The organism is Azospirillum sp. UFLA03-27 (assembly GCF_059803775.1).
Genome location: NZ_JAUQTX010000141.1, coordinates 1 through 17,515 on the forward strand (window position 1 = coordinate 1; position 17,515 = coordinate 17,515).

The window sequence follows — 17,515 nt, forward strand, 5'->3', positions numbered from 1 at the left end:
GGGGCATGGCCCGCGCCCAGCTCGCCATCCTCTTCGAGGACCGGTTCACGCTCGCCTGATCACAACCGGCCCGTACACGGAATTCCTGACAGTCCCGGCCAGCACCGGAATGTTCACCGCCAACGTGGTGTCGGGAGCGCCGTTCTGGCCCTCGCGGACACCCCAGTTGAAGGTGTCGACGAAATAGACGCCTTCCGGCAACGGTGCGCCGACTGCGAGGCCGATGGTTTCGCCCGGTTGGGTCACCGATCCCGCCAATGCCGGCGAGCCCGCCGTCAGGCACAACCCCGTCATGCAGGCCGCTGCCGCGACGCTGCTCTTGAAGGCCAGAGAATCGATGGATTTGCGCAGCTTGGAGCCAAGATCATTCAGCATCGTGTTTGCTCTTTCCGTATGCGGTGCCGTTCCCGCAAGTAAATTGAGGGGTTTGCGTGCCGTATTGGCGAGTAAGGAGGGGGGACAGTTTATGACGGCTTTTATTCGTGTGATGTTTTCTAATACGCTTGATGTGTCATGGGGATACAATGGCACTTTCGTTTGAAGCATTGCGCTGTTTTTGTGATTTCTGCTTCGCAGTTGCAGAATCTCTGGGTTGTGAATGAGGGTTTTGAGAAAAAATGAAGAGCCTATTGAGCTGGTTCGTCTCTTGACCCTTGGAAGAACGTCCAATGGGTAATGATTTGAAAATAAAAGGCAGCGCGGTTTTGTGGTGGAAATTTAAAAATTATGTAATACTAAAGAACAATTCGGCCGATTCGAAGTCTTAAGTTTCTGTTTTTGATGATTTCGCGGTGCGGTATGAGAATTTCATCGCAAATAGGACTTTCGATCAAACGATATTCAAAGATGAAGCCGTTGACTGCGCCGCTTGGGCCAAGCCCGCCGGGGGTGGAGTGCGAGGCCTGTGCCATCGCGGTCCGCAGCGCCGCTGGCACTCTGTGGACAGCCACACCAACTCACGTTAAAAGCACGGTTCGGCCGCGACAAGGCCGCGCCGCCGACTGTAGCCGACCGTAGCCGGAGCCTGGACAGCTTATGAAGACCGCCAACGACATCCGCCGCACGTTCCTGGACTTTTTCGCGAAGAACGGCCACCAGATCGTGGAGTCGTCGCCGCTGGTTCCGCGCAACGACCCGACGCTGATGTTCACGAACGCCGGCATGGTGCAGTTCAAGAACGTCTTCACCGGGGCGGAGCAGCGGCCCTATTCGCGCGCGACCACCTCGCAGAAATGCGTGCGCGCGGGCGGCAAGCACAACGACCTGGACAATGTCGGCTACACGGCGCGACACCACACCTTCTTCGAGATGCTGGGCAATTTCTCGTTCGGAGACTACTTCAAGGACGACGCGATCGCCTTCGCCTGGAACCTCGTGACGAAGGAGTTCGGGCTGCCGGCGGACAAGCTGCTGGTCACCGTCCACAGCTCCGACGAGGACGCGGCGGGGATCTGGCGCAAGGTGGCCGGCCTGTCGGACGACCGCATCATCCGCATCCCGACCGACGACAATTTCTGGCGCATGGGCGACACCGGACCCTGCGGTCCCTGCTCGGAGATCTTCTTCGACCACGGCCCGCACATTGCTGGCGGCCCTCCGGGCTCGCCCGACCAGGACGGGGACCGCTTCATCGAGATCTGGAACCTGGTGTTCATGCAGTATGAACAGCGCGGTCCCGACGACCTGATCGCCCTGCCGAAGCCGTCGATCGACACCGGCATGGGGCTGGAGCGTCTGGCCGCCGTGCTCCAGGGCAAGCACGACAACTACGACATCGACCTGATGCGGGCGCTGATCGTGGCCTCCGCCGAGGCGACGAAGACCGCGCCGGACGGCGCGCACGCCGTCTCGCACCGCGTCATCGCCGACCATCTGCGCTCCTGCTGCTTCCTGATCGCCGACGGCGTGCTGCCGTCGAACGAGGGCCGCGGCTATGTGCTGCGCCGCATCATGCGCCGCGCCATGCGCCACGCCCACATGATCGGCGCGCGTGAGCCGCTGATGCACCGCCTCGTCCCGGCGCTGATCCAGCAGATGGGCGACGCCTATCCGGAGCTGAACCGCGCCCGCGCTCTGATTGTCGAGACGCTGAAGCTGGAGGAGACCCGCTTCAAGCAGACTTTGGAGCGCGGCCTGCGCCTGCTGGAGGACGAGGTCGGTCGCCTGGGCGACGGGCAGCCGCTGCCCGGCGACGTCGCCTTCAAGCTGTACGACACCTACGGCTTCCCGCTCGACCTGACCCAGGACGTGCTGCGCACCCAGGGCCGCCCGGTCGATGAGAGCGGCTTCAAGGCCGCCATGGACGAGCAGCGCCGCAAGGCCCGCGAGTCCTGGGCCGGCTCGGGCGAAGCGACGACCGAGAAGCTGTGGTACGAGCTGAAGGACGAGCTGGGCGTCACGGAATTCTTCGGCTACGACACCGAGGTCGCCGAGGGCAAGGTGACGGCCATCGTCAAGGGCGACGCCCGCGTCGAGCAGGCCGCCGCCGGGGACGAGGTGCTGGTCATCGTGAACCAGACGCCCTTCTACGGCGAGTCGGGCGGTCAGGTTGGCGATGCCGGCGTGATCTTCTCCGCCGAGGGCACCGAGGTCGCCGTCTCCGACACCCAGAAGAAGCTGGGCGCCGTCTGGGCCCATGTCGGCACGGTTACCAAGGGCACGCTGAAGGTCGGCGACGTGGTGGAGTTGCGCGTCGATACGGAGCGCCGCTCGGCCATCCGCGCCAACCACTCGGCCACCCACCTGCTGCACGAGGCGCTGCGCCGCCGCTTGGGCGAGCATGTCACCCAGAAGGGCTCGCTGGTTGCCCAGGAGCGCCTGCGCTTCGACATCAGCCAGCCGACCGGCCTGACTCCGGCTGACATCGCCGCGGTCGAGGACGAGGTGAACCGCCGCATCCTCGGCAACAGCGAGGTCGTCACCCGCCTGATGTCCCCGGACGAGGCCCGCGCATCGGGCGCCATGGCCCTGTTCGGCGAGAAGTACGGCGACGAGGTGCGCGTCGTCTCCATGGGCGGCCCGCACGGCGAGCTGGACCGCGACTACTCGATCGAGCTGTGCGGCGGCACCCACGTCCGCCGCACCGGCGACATCGGCCTGTTCACGATCGTCGCCGAGGGCGCCGTCGCTGCGGGCGTGCGCCGCATCGAAGCGCTGACCGGCACCGGCGCCAAGGCTTGGCTGTCGGAGCGCGACCATTTGCTGACCGAGGCCGCGTCCGTCCTGAAGGTCCGTCCGGAGGACGTCCCGTCGCGCCTCGCCGCTCTGGTCGACGAGCGCAGGAAGATGGAGCGCGAGCTGGCCGAACTCCGCCGTCAGGTGGCGATGGGGGGTGGTGCGAAGGCCGAGGGCGGCAACGAGGCCAAGGACATCGCGGGCATCAAGTTCGCCGCCCGCGTGGTCGAGGGCCTGCCGGCCAAGGACCTGAAGCCTATGGCCGATGAGCTGAAGAAGCAGGTCGGTTCCGGCGTCGTCGTTCTGATCGCCTCCAATGAGGGCAAGGCGTCCATCGTCGTCGGCGTCACCGACGACCTGACCGCCAAGATCAGCGCCGTCGATCTGGTGCGCGTTGGCGCGGAGGCTCTGGGCGGCAAGGGCGGTGGCGGCCGTCCGGACATGGCCCAGGCCGGCGGCCCGGACGCCGCGCTGGCGCCCGCCGCCGTCGAGGCCATCGAGAAGGCGCTGGCGGCGAAGGCCGCCTCCTAATAACTGCGTTTCTCGTCCGAGGGCACCGGCTCCAACGTGGGTGCGCTCGGCGGGTGTCGGCGGATCACGAGGCCGGGACGGTCGGGAATGCCGTAGCGCCGGTATTCCCGTGCCAGCTGCCCGGTCAGCGCCAGCCCGGCCATGCGGACGTCCGCAGCCAGCGAGGCCAGTGGCGCGTCGAGCGTCTTGGGCCGGTTGCGCTCCACCAGGAAATGGCCCAGCCACGCCGCGCCGTAGCCGATCAGCGGCGCCGCTACGAGCGCCCGCCAGTCGCGGCGGGCCAGTCCTACCCCAAGCAGGGCCGCCGCCGACAGCGTGCCAGCGACGTGCAGTGCCCGGTTCGTCGGGTCGCGGTGCTGTTCCAGATATTCGGGCCAGAAATTCGGATCGGTCGCCATGGCGGACTCCTTCCGCGAGGGAACGCCGGGCGGCTCGTGGCGGTTCCGTCTTGCATGACGCCCGCCGTGCTGGAAGGATGCGCGGGTCAACGAACGATACCGTGGAACCGACAGGCATGCGCTTCACCGGCACCGACTCCTACGTCGCCACCGACGACCTGATGGTGGCCGTAAACGCCGCCATCACGCTTGAGCGCCCGCTGCTGGTGAAGGGGGAGCCGGGAACCGGCAAGACCGTGCTGGCCCAGGAGGTCGCCCGCGCCCTGAACAAGCCGCTGCTCGCCTGGCACATCAAGTCCACCACCAAGGCGCAGCAGGGGCTCTACGAGTACGACGCGGTCAGCCGCCTGCGCGACAGCCAGCTTGGCGAGGAGCGGGTGCACGACATCGGCAACTACATCGTGCGCGGCAAGCTGTGGGAGGCGTTCGATGCGCCGGAACCCCCCGTGCTGCTGATCGACGAAATCGACAAGGCCGACATCGAGTTTCCCAACGACCTGCTGCTCGAACTCGATCGCATGGAGTTCCACGTCTATGAGACGCGGCAGACGGTCAAGGCGGCCCGGCGCCCCCTCGTCATCATCACCTCAAACAACGAGAAGGAGCTGCCGGACGCCTTCCTGCGCCGCTGCTTCTTCCATTACATCCGCTTCCCCGACCGCGACACCATGGAGCGGATCGTGGATGTCCATTATCCCGGCCTGAAGCAGGACCTGCTGCGCGAGGCGATGTCGCTGTTCTACAGCCTGCGCGAAGTGCCGGGCTTGAAGAAGAAGCCCTCCACCTCGGAGCTGCTCGACTGGATCAAGCTGCTGATGGTCGAGGACGTGGACCCCGAGACCCTGCGCGCCAAGGACGCCCGCAGCCTGATCCCGCCGCTGTGCGGCGCGCTCCTGAAGAACGAGCAGGACGTGCATCTGCTGGAACGGCTGGCTTTTCTCGCCAAGCGGGAAGGGCGCTAGGAAGCGCTTGACCGCGGCCGGCCTTCTGGGGCAGCCTGAACCCATGCAATCGACCCCGCACCTGAACCGAATGCGAATTACCGCCCCGGCGCTCTGACAGAGGGCGCCGGACCGCGAGCGTTCGTTTTCGCAATCTGGTGTGGAGTGTGGCGTGTCCGTGCGCCCTGGGTCTTCCGGAACCCGCAATCCGGTCCATCACGATCCCCTGACCCGTTGCTTTACGCGTGCGTTGCGCCATCCGGCGGAGCGAATGCGGGGCTCCGCGCGAATTATCGTCCCGGTCCGCTGACGCGGGCCGGGTTTCGCGCCTTCCTTTTCCGCCCCCGTTCGTTCCCTCCGCCCGAGGACTCCCGCGATGCCGTCCGCGCACGCCACCCGTCTGCCTTCCGTTTCCTGTCGCCGCGACACCGAAGACCGTTTGCCGCCCTGGCTTCCCCTCTCCGCCATCGAGGACGCCGCCGAGCGTTTGAATGGGCGGATCGTCCGCACGCCGCTGCTGCCCGCTCCGGTGCTGGGGCGTGACGTCTGGCTGAAGGCCGAGACCTTCCAGGCGACCGGCGCCTTCAAGGAGCGCGGCGCCCTGAACCGCCTGCTGCGTCTGACGGCGCTGGAGCGCGCGGCGGGCGTCGTCGCCATGTCGGCGGGCAACCACGCCGCCGGACTGGCGCTGCACGCCCAGCGGCTGGGGGTGGCGGCGACCATCGTCATGCCAGTCACCGCGCCGCGCTGCAAGGTGGAGCGGACGGAGGCGTTGGGTGCCGAAGTCGTTCTGTCCGGATCCAGCGTGGGGGAGGCGAAGGCTCGCGCGCTGCAACTGGCGGCGGAGCGGCGTCTGACCTTCGTGCATCCCTACGACGACCCGGACGTGATCGCGGGACAGGGGACGGTGGGGCTGGAGGTGCTGACCGACCGCCCGGACCTCGACAGGCTGGTGGTGCCGGTGGGTGGTGGTGGCTTGCTGGCCGGGATGGCGGCGGCGGTGAAGGGGTGGAAGCCCTCCGTCACCGTGGTCGGGGTGCGGCTGGCGCGGCGGCGGGGGCCGACCTTGGCCGACGGGATCGCGGTGGACGCACTGGGCAAGCTGCCGCAGGCTCTGCTGGCCGGCTTCGTGGACGCCCTGGTCGAGGTGGAGGAGGCGGAGGTCGCGGCGGCGATGCGGACCCTGCACGGCTCCTTCGGCATGGTGGCGGAGGGTGCCGGGGCCGCCGCGGTGGCGGCGCTGCTGGCCGGAAAGGTGCCGGCGGAGGGGCGGACCGTCGCCGTGCTGTCCGGCCGCAACGTGGATTCCGACACGCTGGTGCGGACGCTCGCCGCCGCTTGATCGGCATCAATGACCGCAGGCCGGCGCGGGCCCAGGATTGGCCTGCGGGCGCACTGCCGCAAGGGCGGTGTCCACGCAGGCAGAAGACCGGCTGTTCCCGTGACTCGTCTGGTGTCCCTCCTCGCGCTCGTGGTTCTGGCCGTCGGGCTTCTCGGCGGTGCCGTGCCCATGCGCACGCCGGACCTCCCGGCACCGCACTGCGAGTCCACTGCCGTGCAGGATTCCGCGGACTGCGACATCCACCACCCGACGGACAGCCCCGTTCCAGGAAAGACCCACGCCCATGGCACCGCGGGGTGCCTCTGCCTGAGCGGGGCCTGTGACCTGCCCGGCCTGCCGGCCCGGGTCGGCGTGCCCTTCGGCCATCGCCTCGCGACCCTGCTTCCCGGCGCGGACGCCGAGCCCGCCGCCGCCCACGCGCCGCCGCTGCCACCGCCGCGCGCCTGATTCCCGCCGTTCCGTCGCCTTTTCCCTGACCTGCGGACGCGCCACGACCCGTGCCTGGACCCGTTTCCGGACTTGTGTCTGTCGAGGCACCGGCGCGCCCGCCGAACACGCGCGAGTCATCCCATGACCATGACCCACTACATGGAACTGCTGGCCGTCAACCAGCCCTGGAACCTGCTGATCTTCATGGCGGTTCCCGTCATCCTGGCCGAGACGGTGGCGATCAGCGAACTGTACCTGCTCTACACCCGCGACTATGACGGCCCGGTGCGGCGGCTGAACCGCTGGGCCGGCATCACCGTCGGCGTCTATTTTACGGGCGTCTTTGTGTATCTGATGCAGAACGCGGTGGTTCCGCTGACCGCGTCCGGCGGCTGGCGCGGGCCGGCGGACGTGCTGGCGGTGGGCTTCTACCTTGCCGGCATCGTCCCGCTCGGCGGCATCGCGCTCCTGGACCTTGGACTGATCGGCCGGGGCCGCGGCGAGCATGGCCGCATGGCGATCCACGCGGCTTTGGTCGGCCTGTTCCTGATCGTCGCGCACATCGCCATGATCTTCGGGATGCTGGACCCGACGCTGCTCACCGGTGCCGCCGCGGCTGGCGGGGGGCACACGATGCACTGAACGGATGCATCCCCTCGCCCGTCCCCGAGCGGGCGAGGGGACCATTCTCGGTCAGGGCGCCATGAACACGCTGCGGTGCTGGCCGATCTCGCCGCTGGTCAGGTCACGCGCCAGCACCGTCACGTCGGTGGACCCTGGCATCGCGGCGCCCCGCGGCACGCGGACGAAGATGCGGTAGGTCGCCACCGAATCCGCCTCCGCGGTCAGCGTCAGCGAGCCTCCCGACTGGGCGTCCACGCTGGCCACCGACAGGTCGGCGTTTGCCAAACCCTCCACCGACAGGCGGTAGGTCCGCGCCTCGTGGGTCTTGTTCAGGATCTTGATGGTGTAGGCGTTCTGCACGTCGCCGTTCGACTGCTGCACATAGAGCGGCGCACGGTCGCGCAGCACGCTGACGTCCAGTGTCGGGCGCATCGCCAAGGAAATCGCCATGGCGCCGGCCACCACCAGGATGATGAGGGCGTAAATCACCGTGCGCGGGCGCAGCAGCCGCACGGGGGCCGCCTGACCGTCGGCCTTGGCGACTTGGTTGGATCGGTTGTCGAACAGGATCAGATCGCCGGGGCGCCCGACCTGGGCCATCACGTCGTTGCAGGCGTCCACGCACAGGCCGCAGCCGATGCAGGAGATCTGCTGGCCCTTGCGGATGTCGGTGCCGGTCGGGCAGACATGGACGCACAGCTTGCAATCGATGCAGTCGCCCAACCCCTCCGCCGTCCGCTCGTCCCAGCTCTGCGACTTGCGCAGCGGCGCGCGCCCTTCGCCGCGCCAGTCCTGGTAGGTGACGACGTAGGTGTCCTCGTCCACCATCGCCGCCTGGAAGCTGCGCCACGGGCAGACGTAGATGCAGATCTGCTCGCGCGCCCAGCCGGCGAAGAAATAGGTGGTGCCGGCGAACAGCCCGGCGAAGGCCAGCACCTTCCACGACACCTCGCCGGTCACGATCTCGCGCAGCAGGGTCGGGGCGTCGTTGAAGTAGAAGATCCAGGCGCCGCCGGTGACCAGGGAGATCGCCAGCCAGATGGCGTGCTTCGACGCCTTCAGCCCCAGCTTGCGCGCCGACAGCGGCGCCTTGTCCAGCCGGATGCGCTCGGTGCGCGGGCCTTCCAGCTTGCGCTCCACCCACATGAACAGGTCGGTCCAGACCGTCTGCGGGCAGGCGTAGCCGCACCAGATGCGGCCGAGCAGGGTGGTGGCGAAGAAGATGCCGAAGGCGCCGATGATAAGAAGGCCGGTCAGATAATAGACCTCCTGCGGCCAGATCTCGATCCAGAAGAAGTAGGCGCGCCGGCCCACCATATCGACCAGCACCGCCTGATCGGGAATGCCCGGCCCGCGATCCCAGCGCAGCCAGGGCGTGACGTAATAGACGCCGAGCAGGACCGCCAGCGCCAGCCATTTCAGGCGGCGGAAGCGGCCATGGACATCGGCGGCGTAGACCTTGGGGCGATGCACGAACCAGCGCTCGCGCGGCTGGTCGGCGTCGTGGGCGGTGGGGGCATGAGAGTGGAGGGACATGGTGTGCGACCTTGCTTTGACGCGGCGGTCAACCTAGTCCCTCTTTTATAAGGCTTCCGTGATGTAGTCACACTGCGGCAGATCAACCAGCCGGGCGGATAAGGCTCAGACCGTGTCGCCGCGCAGTTCGGCAAGCCCGTCCTCATAGGCGCGGTCGAACAGCGATTCCAGCCGGGCGTCGGTGCCGCGCAGGCCGGCGACGACCGTGTGCGCCCATTCGAAATACTCGATCTTCCGTTCCAGCGGCCAGTCGGCGGGCGGGCTGTGCGCCATCGAGCGCAGGTTGGACACCTTGTCGGCCAGCTTCACCAGCTTGGCGCGGGAGGAGGCGGTGGGGGCGGCGTCGATCTGCCGCTGCTTGCGCTCCGCCTTGCGCAGCCGCTTGTCGTCGGTGGTCTCGGCGACGACGCCGGCGACCTCCGCCCCGAAATGCTGCTCGATCTCCTCGTAGGAGGCGTCGGTGTCCTCCAGCGTGTCGTGCAGCAACGCGGCGATGACCACCACCGGGTCGTTGCCCGCCGTCGCCTCGGCGCACAGGAACGCCACCTCCGACAGGTGGTTGAGGTAGGGCTCGGCGCGCACGCCCTTGCGGCGCTGGTCGATGTGCTTGTGCGCGGCGAACTCCAGCGCGCGGGCGAAGTCGAGAAGGGCTGTCATGGCGTTCCTGGCGGGTCGGCGCTACGATGAGGGCGGATGAGGACGAAACCCCACGGGGGGAGGCGGCATGTTCACGGGTTTCTTCTTCGAACTGCGCAAGGCGGGCGTGCCGGTCTCGCTGAACGAGTACCTGACGCTCATGGAGGCCATGAAGCGCGGCGTCGCCGACTTCCGCGTCGAAGACTTCTATTACCTCAGCCGGGCCTGTCTGGTGAAGGACGAGCGCAATCTCGACCGCTTCGATCGGGTGTTCGGACAGGTCTTCAAGGGGCTGGAAGGGACGGAGGGCGCCGGGGGCGACGAAATTCCCGTGGTCGACCTGCCTGAGGAATGGCTGCGCAAGCTCGCCGAACGCTTCCTGACCGAGGAGGAGAAGGCGCAGATACAAGCCCTGGGCGGCTGGCAGAAACTCATGGAGACGCTGGCGGAGCGGCTGGCCGAACAGAAGGGGCGGCACCAGGGTGGCTCCAAATGGATCGGAACCGCCGGAACCTCGCCCTTTGGCGCCTACGGCTACAACCCGGAGGGCGTGCGCATCGGCCAGCACGAATCCCGCCACCGCCGCGCCGTGAAGGTGTGGGACAAGCGGGAGTTCCGGAATCTGGACGATCAGGTCGAGATCGGCACCCGCAACATCAAGGTGGCGTTGCGCCGCCTGCGCAAGTTCGCCCGCACCGGGGCGGCCAGCGAACTGGACCTGCCCGGCACCATCCGCGCCACCGCCAGCAACGCCGGCTGGTTGGACCTGAAGATGGTGCCGGAGCGCCACAACACGGTGAAGGTGCTGCTGTTCCTCGACATCGGCGGCTCGATGGACGACCACATCCGGCTGGTCGAGGAGCTGTTCTCCGCCGCGCGGGGCGAGTTCAAGCATCTGGAGCACTTCTACTTCCACAACTGCGTCTATGAGAGCGTGTGGCGCGACAACAAGCGCCGTCATGACGAGCGCACCCCGACCTGGGACGTGCTGCACACCTATCCCGCCGACTACAAGCTGGTCTTCGTCGGCGACGCGGCGATGAGCCCCTATGAGATCGCCTATGCCGGCGGCAGCGTCGAGCATTGGAACGAGGAGCCGGGGCAGGTCTGGCTGCAGCGGATGCTGTCGGTCTACAGCCGCGCCGTCTGGCTCAACCCCACGCCGGAATCGCGCTGGGGCTACACGGAAAGCACCCGCATGCTGCAGCGGCTGCTGAACGGGCGCATGTACCCGCTGACCTTGCAGGGACTGGACGCCGCGATGCGGGAACTGGTGCGGTAACGACGCTGTCCGGCTGCCGCCTTCGACGGTCGATTGGTTCGTGCGGAAACGGATGGCGCGGTGTGGCGTCAGTTGGCGCGATGGGGCACGCCTATGATGGCCGCGTCGAGCAGAACGCCGAAAGGCGTGGCAGCGGACCGTCCGTGGCTGAATCTCAATCTATGGCTGAAAAAATACTCTGCAACGCGCGTATTCATGTCGCGATGTCCCAGTAATTGATCGAATTTCTGAGCATTCTCGAAAGGAAAATGCACGAGTCGCAAAGTTAAGTATCTGAACAATCCTCAGCTCTGTATCTCTATACGATTAAACTCTGGCTAGGTTTTCGTTTGTTTTAAACATTGATCGTCATTTTTGCGGCTTCTCTGCAACATTGAGCGTCAAACATTTATTGAGAATCGTTCTTCCTTGAACGCATACGAGTGCATTACGGAGCATGCGGGCTCTTGTTCACAGCATGCAGTCGATGAGGGTGAGGGGAAATGGAGGGGGTTCTTGCGCGCATCAGCATCAGCGGCAAAATATACAGTGTTGTCGCGATTCTGGGAGTTGTTGCCGCAATCATCGGTGGCGTTGGCTCCATTGGAATGCAGACCTACGACGACAAGTTCGACCAGATTCAGAACTGGTCCCGGCGGGCGCTGATCAACGAGCAGATCAACAGCCTGATTTACAAGGTCGTCATGGACAGCCGCGGCATCTACGCCGCGGATGGAACGGCCGACGCCACGCCCTACGCCAAGAACATCATCGGCGCCACCGGCGAGCTGGAAAAGCTCATGGGAAAGCTGGAGGCTCTGCTGCCGCCGCAAAGCAAGGCTGCGTTCGGTGAGGCCCAGCAGATGGCGCGTGCGTTCGTCCTGCACCGCAACGAGGTTGCCCGCCTTGGGATGGAGGCCAGTCCGGATAAGGCGCGCGAACATGGCGATACCACCGAGGGTCGCGCGATCCGCAGCAAGCTGGGCCAGTTCATGGAGAAGGCCTCCGAACGCAACATGCAGGGCATTGACAAAGCCAATGAAGAGTTGAGCGCTCTGAACAGCCTGATGACGACGCTGATGCTGGTCGTCGGCATCGGCGGCGTCGTCGGCGCGCTGGCGTTGAGCGTCCTGGTCGCGCGCGTCGGCATCTCCCGCCCGATCGCCGGGATCACCGACGTGATGGCCCGTCTGGCGACCGGCGACACGTCGGTGACGGTGCCGGGCCTCGGCCGTGGCGACGAGATCGGCGGCATGGCCAAGGCCGTGGCGGTCTTCAAGGACAATGCCGTGGACCGCGAGCGCATGCGGGTCGCCGAGGAGGCGGAGCGTCGGGCCAAGGAGCGGCGCACCCACGCCGTCGAGGAACTGGTCCAGTCCTTCGACCGGAACGTCTCCGGCATCCTGCGCACCGTCGCCTCCGCCGCCACCGAACTGGAGGCCACGGCGCAGAGCATGCTGACGACCGCTGACCAGACCAAGGGGCAGGCGGCCAGCACGGCGGCGGCGGCCGAACAGGCGTCGGTCAATGTGCAGACCGTCGCCGCAGCGACCAACGAACTGAGCGCGTCGATCAACGAGATCAGCGGTCAGGTGACGCGCTCCACCAGCATCGCCGGCCACGCGGTGGGCGAGGCGCAGCAGACCAACGAGCGCGTCCAAGGCCTCGTCGCGCAGGCGCAGCGGATCGGCGACGTGGTGAAGCTGATCACCGACATCGCCAGCCAGACCAACCTGCTGGCCCTCAACGCGACGATCGAGGCGGCGCGGGCCGGGGAGGCGGGCAAGGGCTTCGCCGTCGTGGCGTCGGAGGTGAAGAACCTCGCCAACCAGACCGCCAAGGCGACCGACGAGATCGCCTCCCAGATCGCCTCCATGCAGGAAGCCACCGGCGGGGCGGCGGCGGCCATCAACGGGATCGGCGACACCATCGGCACCATCAGCGAGATCGCCACGATCATCGCCTCGGCGGTCGAGGAGCAGGGGTCGGCGACCGGCGAGATCGCCCGCAACGTGCAGCAGGCCGCGCAGGGCACCCATCTGGTGACGACCAACATCACCGAGGTCAGCGACGGCGCCACCCAGACCGGCTCCGCCGCCACCCAGGTTTTGGGCGCCGCCGGGGAGCTGTCCCGCCAGTCGGAGAGCCTACGCACGGAGGTGGAGCGCTTCCTGGCCGGCATCCGCGCCGCGTAAGGGGGCGGGGCAGGGGCGTGCGATGGCGCACGCCCCCAATCCATTACCTCCTGAACGGACCGAACGGCGTTTGCCGGACCGAAATCCCGTTTTTATCGTCACGGTCAATTCGTGTTCGAATGGAGGGTTGACCGTGGCGAAATCCTATCTGGCGTCCTGGAAGAAGGCGAAGGACCGCTTCGAGAAGACGACGGGCAAGAAGAAGCCCGATCCCAAGAGCCGTTTCGGCAAGCTGTTCAGCAAGATCAGCTCGACCGGCCTGGAAGGTGCGCTGAAGAGCTACGACGCCGCCACGACCGTGCAGGATGCGCAAAAGCACGCCCGTGCCTTCCAATCCGCGGCAAGCAGCTACATCCCCACGCTCGACGCAGCGGGCAAGGCGGCCAAGCAGGACGGCGACGCGGTTTACGCCGAGGCCTGCGCCGACATGGTGGCGTCGTTGAACAAGATCGCCGGCAGCGTCGTGACGGATCTGGAGCGGTTCGACGGCCTGCCGAAGACCATCGACGGCTACTTCAAGTCACCATACTGGTTCAAGCTTCTGAACAAGATCGCCAAGCAGGAAATGTCGCTCGAAAATGTCGAGCTGTACGACAAGATCCTGAAAGGCAAGCTGTCGAAGGCGGAGCCTGCGGAAGAGGCATACAAGGAATACGTGGCCGTCCGCTCACCCAAGGAAGTGAACATCGGATCGGGAACCCGGAGCGCCTGCAAGAAGTGCGCGGATCAGGGCGCTTGGACCGCCATGCCCTGGGACAAGGTGGCCAAGGATCTGGGCGCCAACCTGGCCGACACCATCGGACGCCTGCACAGCGCGCTCGCCAAGGGCGAGATCTGACGGCCGGGGGCGGTTGACGGGGCGGGCCTCCGCCGTCACTTTGAAGGTTCAGCTTTCTAAGGGACGGTATCGGGAGGCTCCGCCATGTACATCGCCATGAACCGTTTCCGCGTGCGTCCGGACTCGGAGCGGGACTTCGAGGAGGTCTGGCTGAACCGCGAGGTCCATCTGAACACGGTCCCGGGCTTCGTGGAGTTCCACATGCTGCGCGGCCCGCGCTACGAGGACCACCGCCTCTACTCCTCCCACACCGTCTGGGAGTCGGAGGCGCATTTCCAGGCCTGGACCCGCTCGGAGGAGTTCCGCGCCGCCCATCGCGGGGCGGGCGACCGCAAGCCGCTGTATCTCGGCCCGCCGCAGTTCGAGGGCTTCGAGGTGATCCAGACCGTGGGGCGCAAAGGCTGAGCCGCCGGATGCGCTCAGCCTTTCAAGGCGTCCTCGTCGCCGATCAGGCGGTGGGCGATGGCGACTGTAATGAGGCCGGCGAGCAGAAGGCCGTACTGCCACAGGCTGGACCAGTCGCCGGTCTGCACGTCGCCCGCCACCGCCTGAACCGGGCGCACGATCAGTTGACGCAGCAGCGTGATCATCGCCACCTCCAGGAAGACCCGCAGGTGGAAGCGGTTGGTACGCACATAGTCAACCTCCGCGGAGATCAGCGCGGACAGCGTCCAGACGATGAACAGCACGCCGAGCGCGTGCAGGAAGCCGAGCGCCAGCTGGTCCTTCTGGAAGGCCGCCCAGGCCTCCACGAAGAATTCCCAGACCACCATGGCACTCGCCGCGACCAGGGCGATCGCCAGAACGACGTGCAGCAGCCCGTTGAAGGACTTCAGGGCGCGGATCAGGCCCTGTTCGAGAAGCGAGTTGGGGGAGGTGCGGGGGAGCGATTGCAGCATCGTGGCTTGTCGCAAGGTCGAAGGGTGCGGGAAGATAGAAGCCCAACCCGGCGGACGCCCCCGCCGTTTTGCCATTGCCGCCATGGGGAAAACGCAAGCATTGCAGATCAGCGTCAAGTCGCCGCATCAATGGTCCCGGCTTTGCAGGTGGAAAAAAGCACCGGCCATTGAACTCCGGGCCTGATTTCGTCTAGGGTCGCCGCGGTCCCTCCGGCTTCGTTCCTTCGAGGGTTCCCCCAGGAGTGAATGGATGCGCGAAACCACCCCCATCACGGTCGCCCGCGGCGACGGCATCGGTCCGGAGATCACCGACGCGGTGCTTCACGTGATGGAGGCCGCCGGCGCCCGCCTGAAGGTGGAGGAGGTGCCGGCGGGCGAGCAGGTTTACCGCCGCGGCCATCTGGGTGGGCTGGACGCCGCCGGCTGGGGGTCGATCCGCCGCACCCGCGTCTTCCTGAAGGGGCCGATCACCACGCCCCAGGGCTATGGCAACAAGTCGCTGAACGTCACCGCGCGCACCACGCTGGGGCTGTTCGCCAACGTGCGGCCCTGCGTGTCGCACCATCCCTATGTCCGCACGCGGCACCCGCGCATGGACGTGGTCATCATCCGCGAGAACGAGGAGGACCTCTACGCCGGGATCGAGCATCGCCAGACCGACGAGGTGATCCAGTCGGTCAAGCTGATCTCCCGGCCGGGGTCGGAGCGCATCGTGCGCTACGCCTTCGACTACGCCCGCGCCAACCACCGGCGCAAGGTGACGGCCTTCGTCAAGGACAACGTCATGAAAATGACGGACGGGCTGTTCCTGAAGATCTTCAACGAGATCGCCGCCGAATTTCCGGAGATCAAGGCCGACCACCTGATCGTCGACATCGGCGCTGCCCGTCTGGCCGACCAGCCGGAGCGCTTCGACGTGATCGTGACGCTGAACCTGTACGGCGACATCGTGTCCGACATCGCCGCCCAGATCACCGGCTCGGTCGGGCTGGCCGGCTCCGCCAACATCGGCGACGCCTGCGCCATGTTCGAGGCGATCCACGGCTCGGCTCCGATGATTGCGGGTCAGGGGATCGCCAACCCGTCGGGGCTGCTGATGGCCGCGGTGATGATGCTGGTCCACATCGGGCAGGGCGACGTGGCGGCGCGGATCCACAACGCCTGGCTCAAGACCATCGAGGACGGCGTCCACACCGTGGACATCTTCAACCGCGGGGTCAGCCGCCAGCGCGTCGGCACCCACGCCTTCGCCGACGCGGTGGTGGAGCGGCTGGGCCAGATGCCGGTGACTCTGCCCACCGTCGGCTATGCCGTCACCGCGCGGCCCGCCTATGAGTCCGGGGTGCGGCTGTCTCCCCGCCGCAAGGCGGTGAAGGAGCTGGTGGGGGTGGACGTGTTCCTGCACTGGCCGGGCGGCAACCCGGACGAGCTGGCCGGGCTGGTGCTGCCGGTGGGCACACCGGCGCTTCGGCTGTCCAGCATCTCCAACCGCTCGCAGAAGGTCTGGCCGGAGAGCAACATCGGCGTCTTCTGCACCGACCACTGGCGCTGCCGCTTCCTGGCGCCGGAGGGCGTGGCGGTCGGCCACCCCGACATCGTCGAGCTGCTGTCGGGTCTGGCCCGCGCCGGTCTGGATTTCACCCAGACCGAGAACCTGTGCAACTTCGACGGCAAGTCCGGCTTCTCGGCCACGTGACGCGCGAAGCGGTGGAATAATCCGCCGCGGCCGGGCGTCCAGACGGGCAGGACATCTTTCCAAGGGGAGCGCCGCCGCATGCCTCTGCCAAAGCCGCCTCCCGACCCTTCTCCAGTGAACGGCCCGCCAGCCAATGGCCCCTCTGCCAATGGCCCGGTGGACGAGCGGGCCATCGCCGCGCAGGTGCCGCGGCTGCGCCGCTACGCCGCCGCGCTGGCCGGCAACCTGTCCGACGCCGACGACCTCGTGCAGGACTGCATCGAGAAGGCGCTGGCCAACCGGCACACGCTGCGGGACGTCACCCGGCTTGGCGGCTGGCTGCTGTCGATCCTGCACAACCTGCATGTCTCCGGCCTGCGCTGGCGCCGCCGCCGCGGGCCGGAGGTGCCGGTGGAGGACCTCGCCAACGATCTGGCGCTCAGCGCCGCCCCGGCCGATCGGGCGGAGGTGCGGGATTTCGTGCGGGCCTTCAACCAGCTGTCGGAGGAGCACCGGGCCGTGCTGCTGCTGACCGGGCTGGAGGGGCTGTCCTACCGCGAGGCGGCGGAGGTGCTGGGGGTTCCGGTGGGAACCGTCATGTCGCGGCTGGCCCGCGCCCGGGAACGGCTGCGCGTCCTGCTGGACGGCGGGACAGAGCAGGCGGTGAGGAGGATCAAGTGATGGACACCGAACCGGACGCCCCGGTGACCGAGGCCGAGCTGCACGCCTGGATGGACGGCGAATTGCCGGAGGAGCGGCGCGGCGAGGTCGAGCGCCATCTGGCGGGCAACCCCGATCTGGCCCGCCGCTTCGAGCGCTACCGCGCCCAGCGGGCGATGCTCCAGGGAACCTTCGGCCCGTTGATCGACCGGCCGTTGCCGGCGGCCCTGGTGCCGCCCTACGGCCGCGCCGGCCGGCCGGCGGTGCGCCGCTGGCTTCCGGCGCTGGCCGCCGCGGCGGTCCTGCTGGTGTTCGTCGCCGGTGGGGCGGGGGGCCTGTCTCTTATACACATCTGACGCTGCCGACGATTATACGC

At 67.1% G+C, this 17,515-nt stretch carries 17 protein-coding genes; 12 read left to right on the forward strand and 5 right to left on the reverse strand.

The window, feature by feature from the left end; genetic code table 11:
• Nucleotides 1-45: 45 nt before the first annotated feature.
• Nucleotides 46-375 (reverse strand): hypothetical protein, encoded by a 330-nt coding sequence (locus Q4I23_RS20015; RefSeq protein ID WP_498527351.1) that lies wholly within the window; start codon nt 373-375, stop codon nt 46-48.
• Between the two features lie 660 nt (nt 376-1,035).
• Here Q4I23_RS20015 and alaS point away from each other — a divergent pair.
• On the forward strand, nt 1,036-3,705 hold the full coding sequence (gene alaS, locus Q4I23_RS20020; RefSeq protein ID WP_498527352.1) for an alanine--tRNA ligase: 2,670 nt from the start codon (nt 1,036-1,038) through the stop codon (nt 3,703-3,705).
• Here the strand turns inward: alaS and Q4I23_RS20025 are convergent.
• Nucleotides 3,702-4,103, reverse strand: a complete 402-nt coding sequence (locus tag Q4I23_RS20025; protein WP_498527353.1) for an Mpo1-like protein — start codon at nt 4,101-4,103, stop codon at nt 3,702-3,704. The genes alaS and Q4I23_RS20025 overlap by 4 nt on opposite strands.
• Nucleotides 4,104-4,219: 116 nt before the next feature.
• On the opposite strand from Q4I23_RS20025, the gene Q4I23_RS20030 reads away from it, so the two are divergent.
• The 4 genes from Q4I23_RS20030 (at nt 4,220) to Q4I23_RS20045 (ending at nt 7,457) form a co-directional block, all read left to right on the forward strand.
• Complete coding sequence (locus tag Q4I23_RS20030) at nt 4,220-5,065, forward strand: AAA family ATPase (protein ID WP_200776143.1); 846 nt, start codon at nt 4,220-4,222, stop codon at nt 5,063-5,065.
• 355 nt (nt 5,066-5,420) lie between these two features.
• The gene (locus Q4I23_RS20035; RefSeq protein WP_498527354.1) at nt 5,421-6,386 is read left to right on the forward strand and encodes a pyridoxal-phosphate dependent enzyme; all 966 of its coding nucleotides are present in this window, start codon (nt 5,421-5,423) and stop codon (nt 6,384-6,386) included.
• A gap of 99 nt (nt 6,387-6,485) precedes the next feature.
• Nucleotides 6,486-6,833 (forward strand): hypothetical protein, encoded by a 348-nt coding sequence (locus tag Q4I23_RS20040; protein WP_498527355.1) that lies wholly within the window; start codon nt 6,486-6,488, stop codon nt 6,831-6,833.
• A gap of 123 nt (nt 6,834-6,956) precedes the next feature.
• On the forward strand, nt 6,957-7,457 hold the full coding sequence (locus tag Q4I23_RS20045; protein WP_498527356.1) for a DUF6803 family protein: 501 nt from the start codon (nt 6,957-6,959) through the stop codon (nt 7,455-7,457).
• A gap of 51 nt (nt 7,458-7,508) precedes the next feature.
• Here Q4I23_RS20045 and ccoG read toward each other — a convergent pair whose 3' ends face one another.
• Nucleotides 7,509-8,975 (reverse strand): cytochrome c oxidase accessory protein CcoG, encoded by a 1,467-nt coding sequence (gene ccoG, locus Q4I23_RS20050; RefSeq protein WP_498527357.1) that lies wholly within the window; start codon nt 8,973-8,975, stop codon nt 7,509-7,511.
• Nucleotides 8,976-9,080: 105 nt separating this feature from the next.
• Complete coding sequence (locus Q4I23_RS20055) at nt 9,081-9,632, reverse strand: HD domain-containing protein (protein ID WP_498527358.1); 552 nt, start codon at nt 9,630-9,632, stop codon at nt 9,081-9,083.
• A 67-nt stretch (nt 9,633-9,699) separates the two neighbouring features.
• Between Q4I23_RS20055 and Q4I23_RS20060 the strand changes: the two genes are divergently transcribed.
• The 4 genes from Q4I23_RS20060 to hmuQ all read left to right on the forward strand — a co-directional run bounded on the left by Q4I23_RS20060 (nt 9,700) and on the right by hmuQ (nt 14,310).
• Nucleotides 9,700-10,893, forward strand: a complete 1,194-nt coding sequence (locus tag Q4I23_RS20060; protein ID WP_498527359.1) for a vWA domain-containing protein — start codon at nt 9,700-9,702, stop codon at nt 10,891-10,893.
• 482 nt (nt 10,894-11,375) lie between these two features.
• Nucleotides 11,376-13,067, forward strand: a complete 1,692-nt coding sequence (locus Q4I23_RS20065) for a methyl-accepting chemotaxis protein (protein ID WP_498527360.1) — start codon at nt 11,376-11,378, stop codon at nt 13,065-13,067.
• Between the two features lie 22 nt (nt 13,068-13,089).
• Nucleotides 13,090-13,905 carry a hypothetical protein gene (locus Q4I23_RS20070; RefSeq protein ID WP_498527361.1) on the forward strand — a complete coding sequence of 272 codons (816 nt, stop codon included), beginning with the start codon at nt 13,090-13,092 and terminating at the stop codon, nt 13,903-13,905.
• 84 nt (nt 13,906-13,989) lie between these two features.
• Nucleotides 13,990-14,310 carry a heme-degrading protein HmuQ gene (hmuQ, locus tag Q4I23_RS20075; protein WP_498527362.1) on the forward strand — a complete coding sequence of 107 codons (321 nt, stop codon included), beginning with the start codon at nt 13,990-13,992 and terminating at the stop codon, nt 14,308-14,310.
• 14 nt (nt 14,311-14,324) lie between these two features.
• Here the strand turns inward: hmuQ and Q4I23_RS20080 are convergent, their stop codons facing one another.
• The gene (locus Q4I23_RS20080; RefSeq protein ID WP_237903215.1) at nt 14,325-14,804 is read right to left on the reverse strand and encodes a phosphate-starvation-inducible PsiE family protein; all 480 of its coding nucleotides are present in this window, start codon (nt 14,802-14,804) and stop codon (nt 14,325-14,327) included.
• 250 nt (nt 14,805-15,054) lie between these two features.
• Between Q4I23_RS20080 and Q4I23_RS20085 the strand changes: the two genes are divergently transcribed.
• The 3 genes from Q4I23_RS20085 (at nt 15,055) to Q4I23_RS20095 (ending at nt 17,495) form a co-directional block, all read left to right on the forward strand.
• Nucleotides 15,055-16,500 carry an NADP-dependent isocitrate dehydrogenase gene (locus Q4I23_RS20085; protein WP_454018716.1) on the forward strand — a complete coding sequence of 482 codons (1,446 nt, stop codon included), beginning with the start codon at nt 15,055-15,057 and terminating at the stop codon, nt 16,498-16,500.
• A 78-nt stretch (nt 16,501-16,578) separates the two neighbouring features.
• The gene (locus tag Q4I23_RS20090; RefSeq protein WP_498527363.1) at nt 16,579-17,160 is read left to right on the forward strand and encodes a sigma-70 family RNA polymerase sigma factor; all 582 of its coding nucleotides are present in this window, start codon (nt 16,579-16,581) and stop codon (nt 17,158-17,160) included.
• A complete protein-coding gene (locus Q4I23_RS20095) occupies nt 17,160-17,495 on the forward strand; it encodes an anti-sigma factor family protein (protein WP_498527364.1) in 336 nt (111 codons plus the stop codon). The genes Q4I23_RS20090 and Q4I23_RS20095 overlap by 1 nt, the downstream gene beginning before the upstream one ends.
• The last annotated feature ends 20 nt before the right edge of the window (nt 17,496-17,515 follow it).

Excerpts from the sequence above, each read along its gene's own strand:
- hmuQ (WP_498527362.1), top strand. The coding sequence starts at position 13,990 with ATGTACATCGCCATGAACCGTTTCCGCGTGCGTCCGGACTCGGAGCGG.
- Q4I23_RS20055 (WP_498527358.1), bottom strand. The coding sequence starts at position 9,632 with ATGACAGCCCTTCTCGACTTCGCCCGCGCGCTGGAGTTCGCCGCGCAC.
- Q4I23_RS20095 (WP_498527364.1), top strand. The coding sequence starts at position 17,160 with ATGGACACCGAACCGGACGCCCCGGTGACCGAGGCCGAGCTGCACGCC.
- Q4I23_RS20080 (WP_237903215.1), bottom strand. The coding sequence starts at position 14,804 with ATGCTGCAATCGCTCCCCCGCACCTCCCCCAACTCGCTTCTCGAACAG.
- Q4I23_RS20065 (WP_498527360.1), top strand. The coding sequence starts at position 11,376 with ATGGAGGGGGTTCTTGCGCGCATCAGCATCAGCGGCAAAATATACAGT.
- Q4I23_RS20025 (WP_498527353.1), bottom strand. The coding sequence starts at position 4,103 with ATGGCGACCGATCCGAATTTCTGGCCCGAATATCTGGAACAGCACCGC.
- Q4I23_RS20035 (WP_498527354.1), top strand. The coding sequence starts at position 5,421 with ATGCCGTCCGCGCACGCCACCCGTCTGCCTTCCGTTTCCTGTCGCCGC.
- Q4I23_RS20045 (WP_498527356.1), top strand. The coding sequence starts at position 6,957 with ATGACCATGACCCACTACATGGAACTGCTGGCCGTCAACCAGCCCTGG.
- Q4I23_RS20090 (WP_498527363.1), top strand. The coding sequence starts at position 16,579 with ATGCCTCTGCCAAAGCCGCCTCCCGACCCTTCTCCAGTGAACGGCCCG.
- Q4I23_RS20030 (WP_200776143.1), top strand. The coding sequence starts at position 4,220 with ATGCGCTTCACCGGCACCGACTCCTACGTCGCCACCGACGACCTGATG.
- alaS (WP_498527352.1), top strand. The coding sequence starts at position 1,036 with ATGAAGACCGCCAACGACATCCGCCGCACGTTCCTGGACTTTTTCGCG.
- Q4I23_RS20070 (WP_498527361.1), top strand. The coding sequence starts at position 13,090 with ATGGCGCACGCCCCCAATCCATTACCTCCTGAACGGACCGAACGGCGT.
- ccoG (WP_498527357.1), bottom strand. The coding sequence starts at position 8,975 with ATGTCCCTCCACTCTCATGCCCCCACCGCCCACGACGCCGACCAGCCG.
- Q4I23_RS20085 (WP_454018716.1), top strand. The coding sequence starts at position 15,055 with ATGCGCGAAACCACCCCCATCACGGTCGCCCGCGGCGACGGCATCGGT.
- Q4I23_RS20015 (WP_498527351.1), bottom strand. The coding sequence starts at position 375 with ATGCTGAATGATCTTGGCTCCAAGCTGCGCAAATCCATCGATTCTCTG.
- Q4I23_RS20060 (WP_498527359.1), top strand. The coding sequence starts at position 9,700 with ATGTTCACGGGTTTCTTCTTCGAACTGCGCAAGGCGGGCGTGCCGGTC.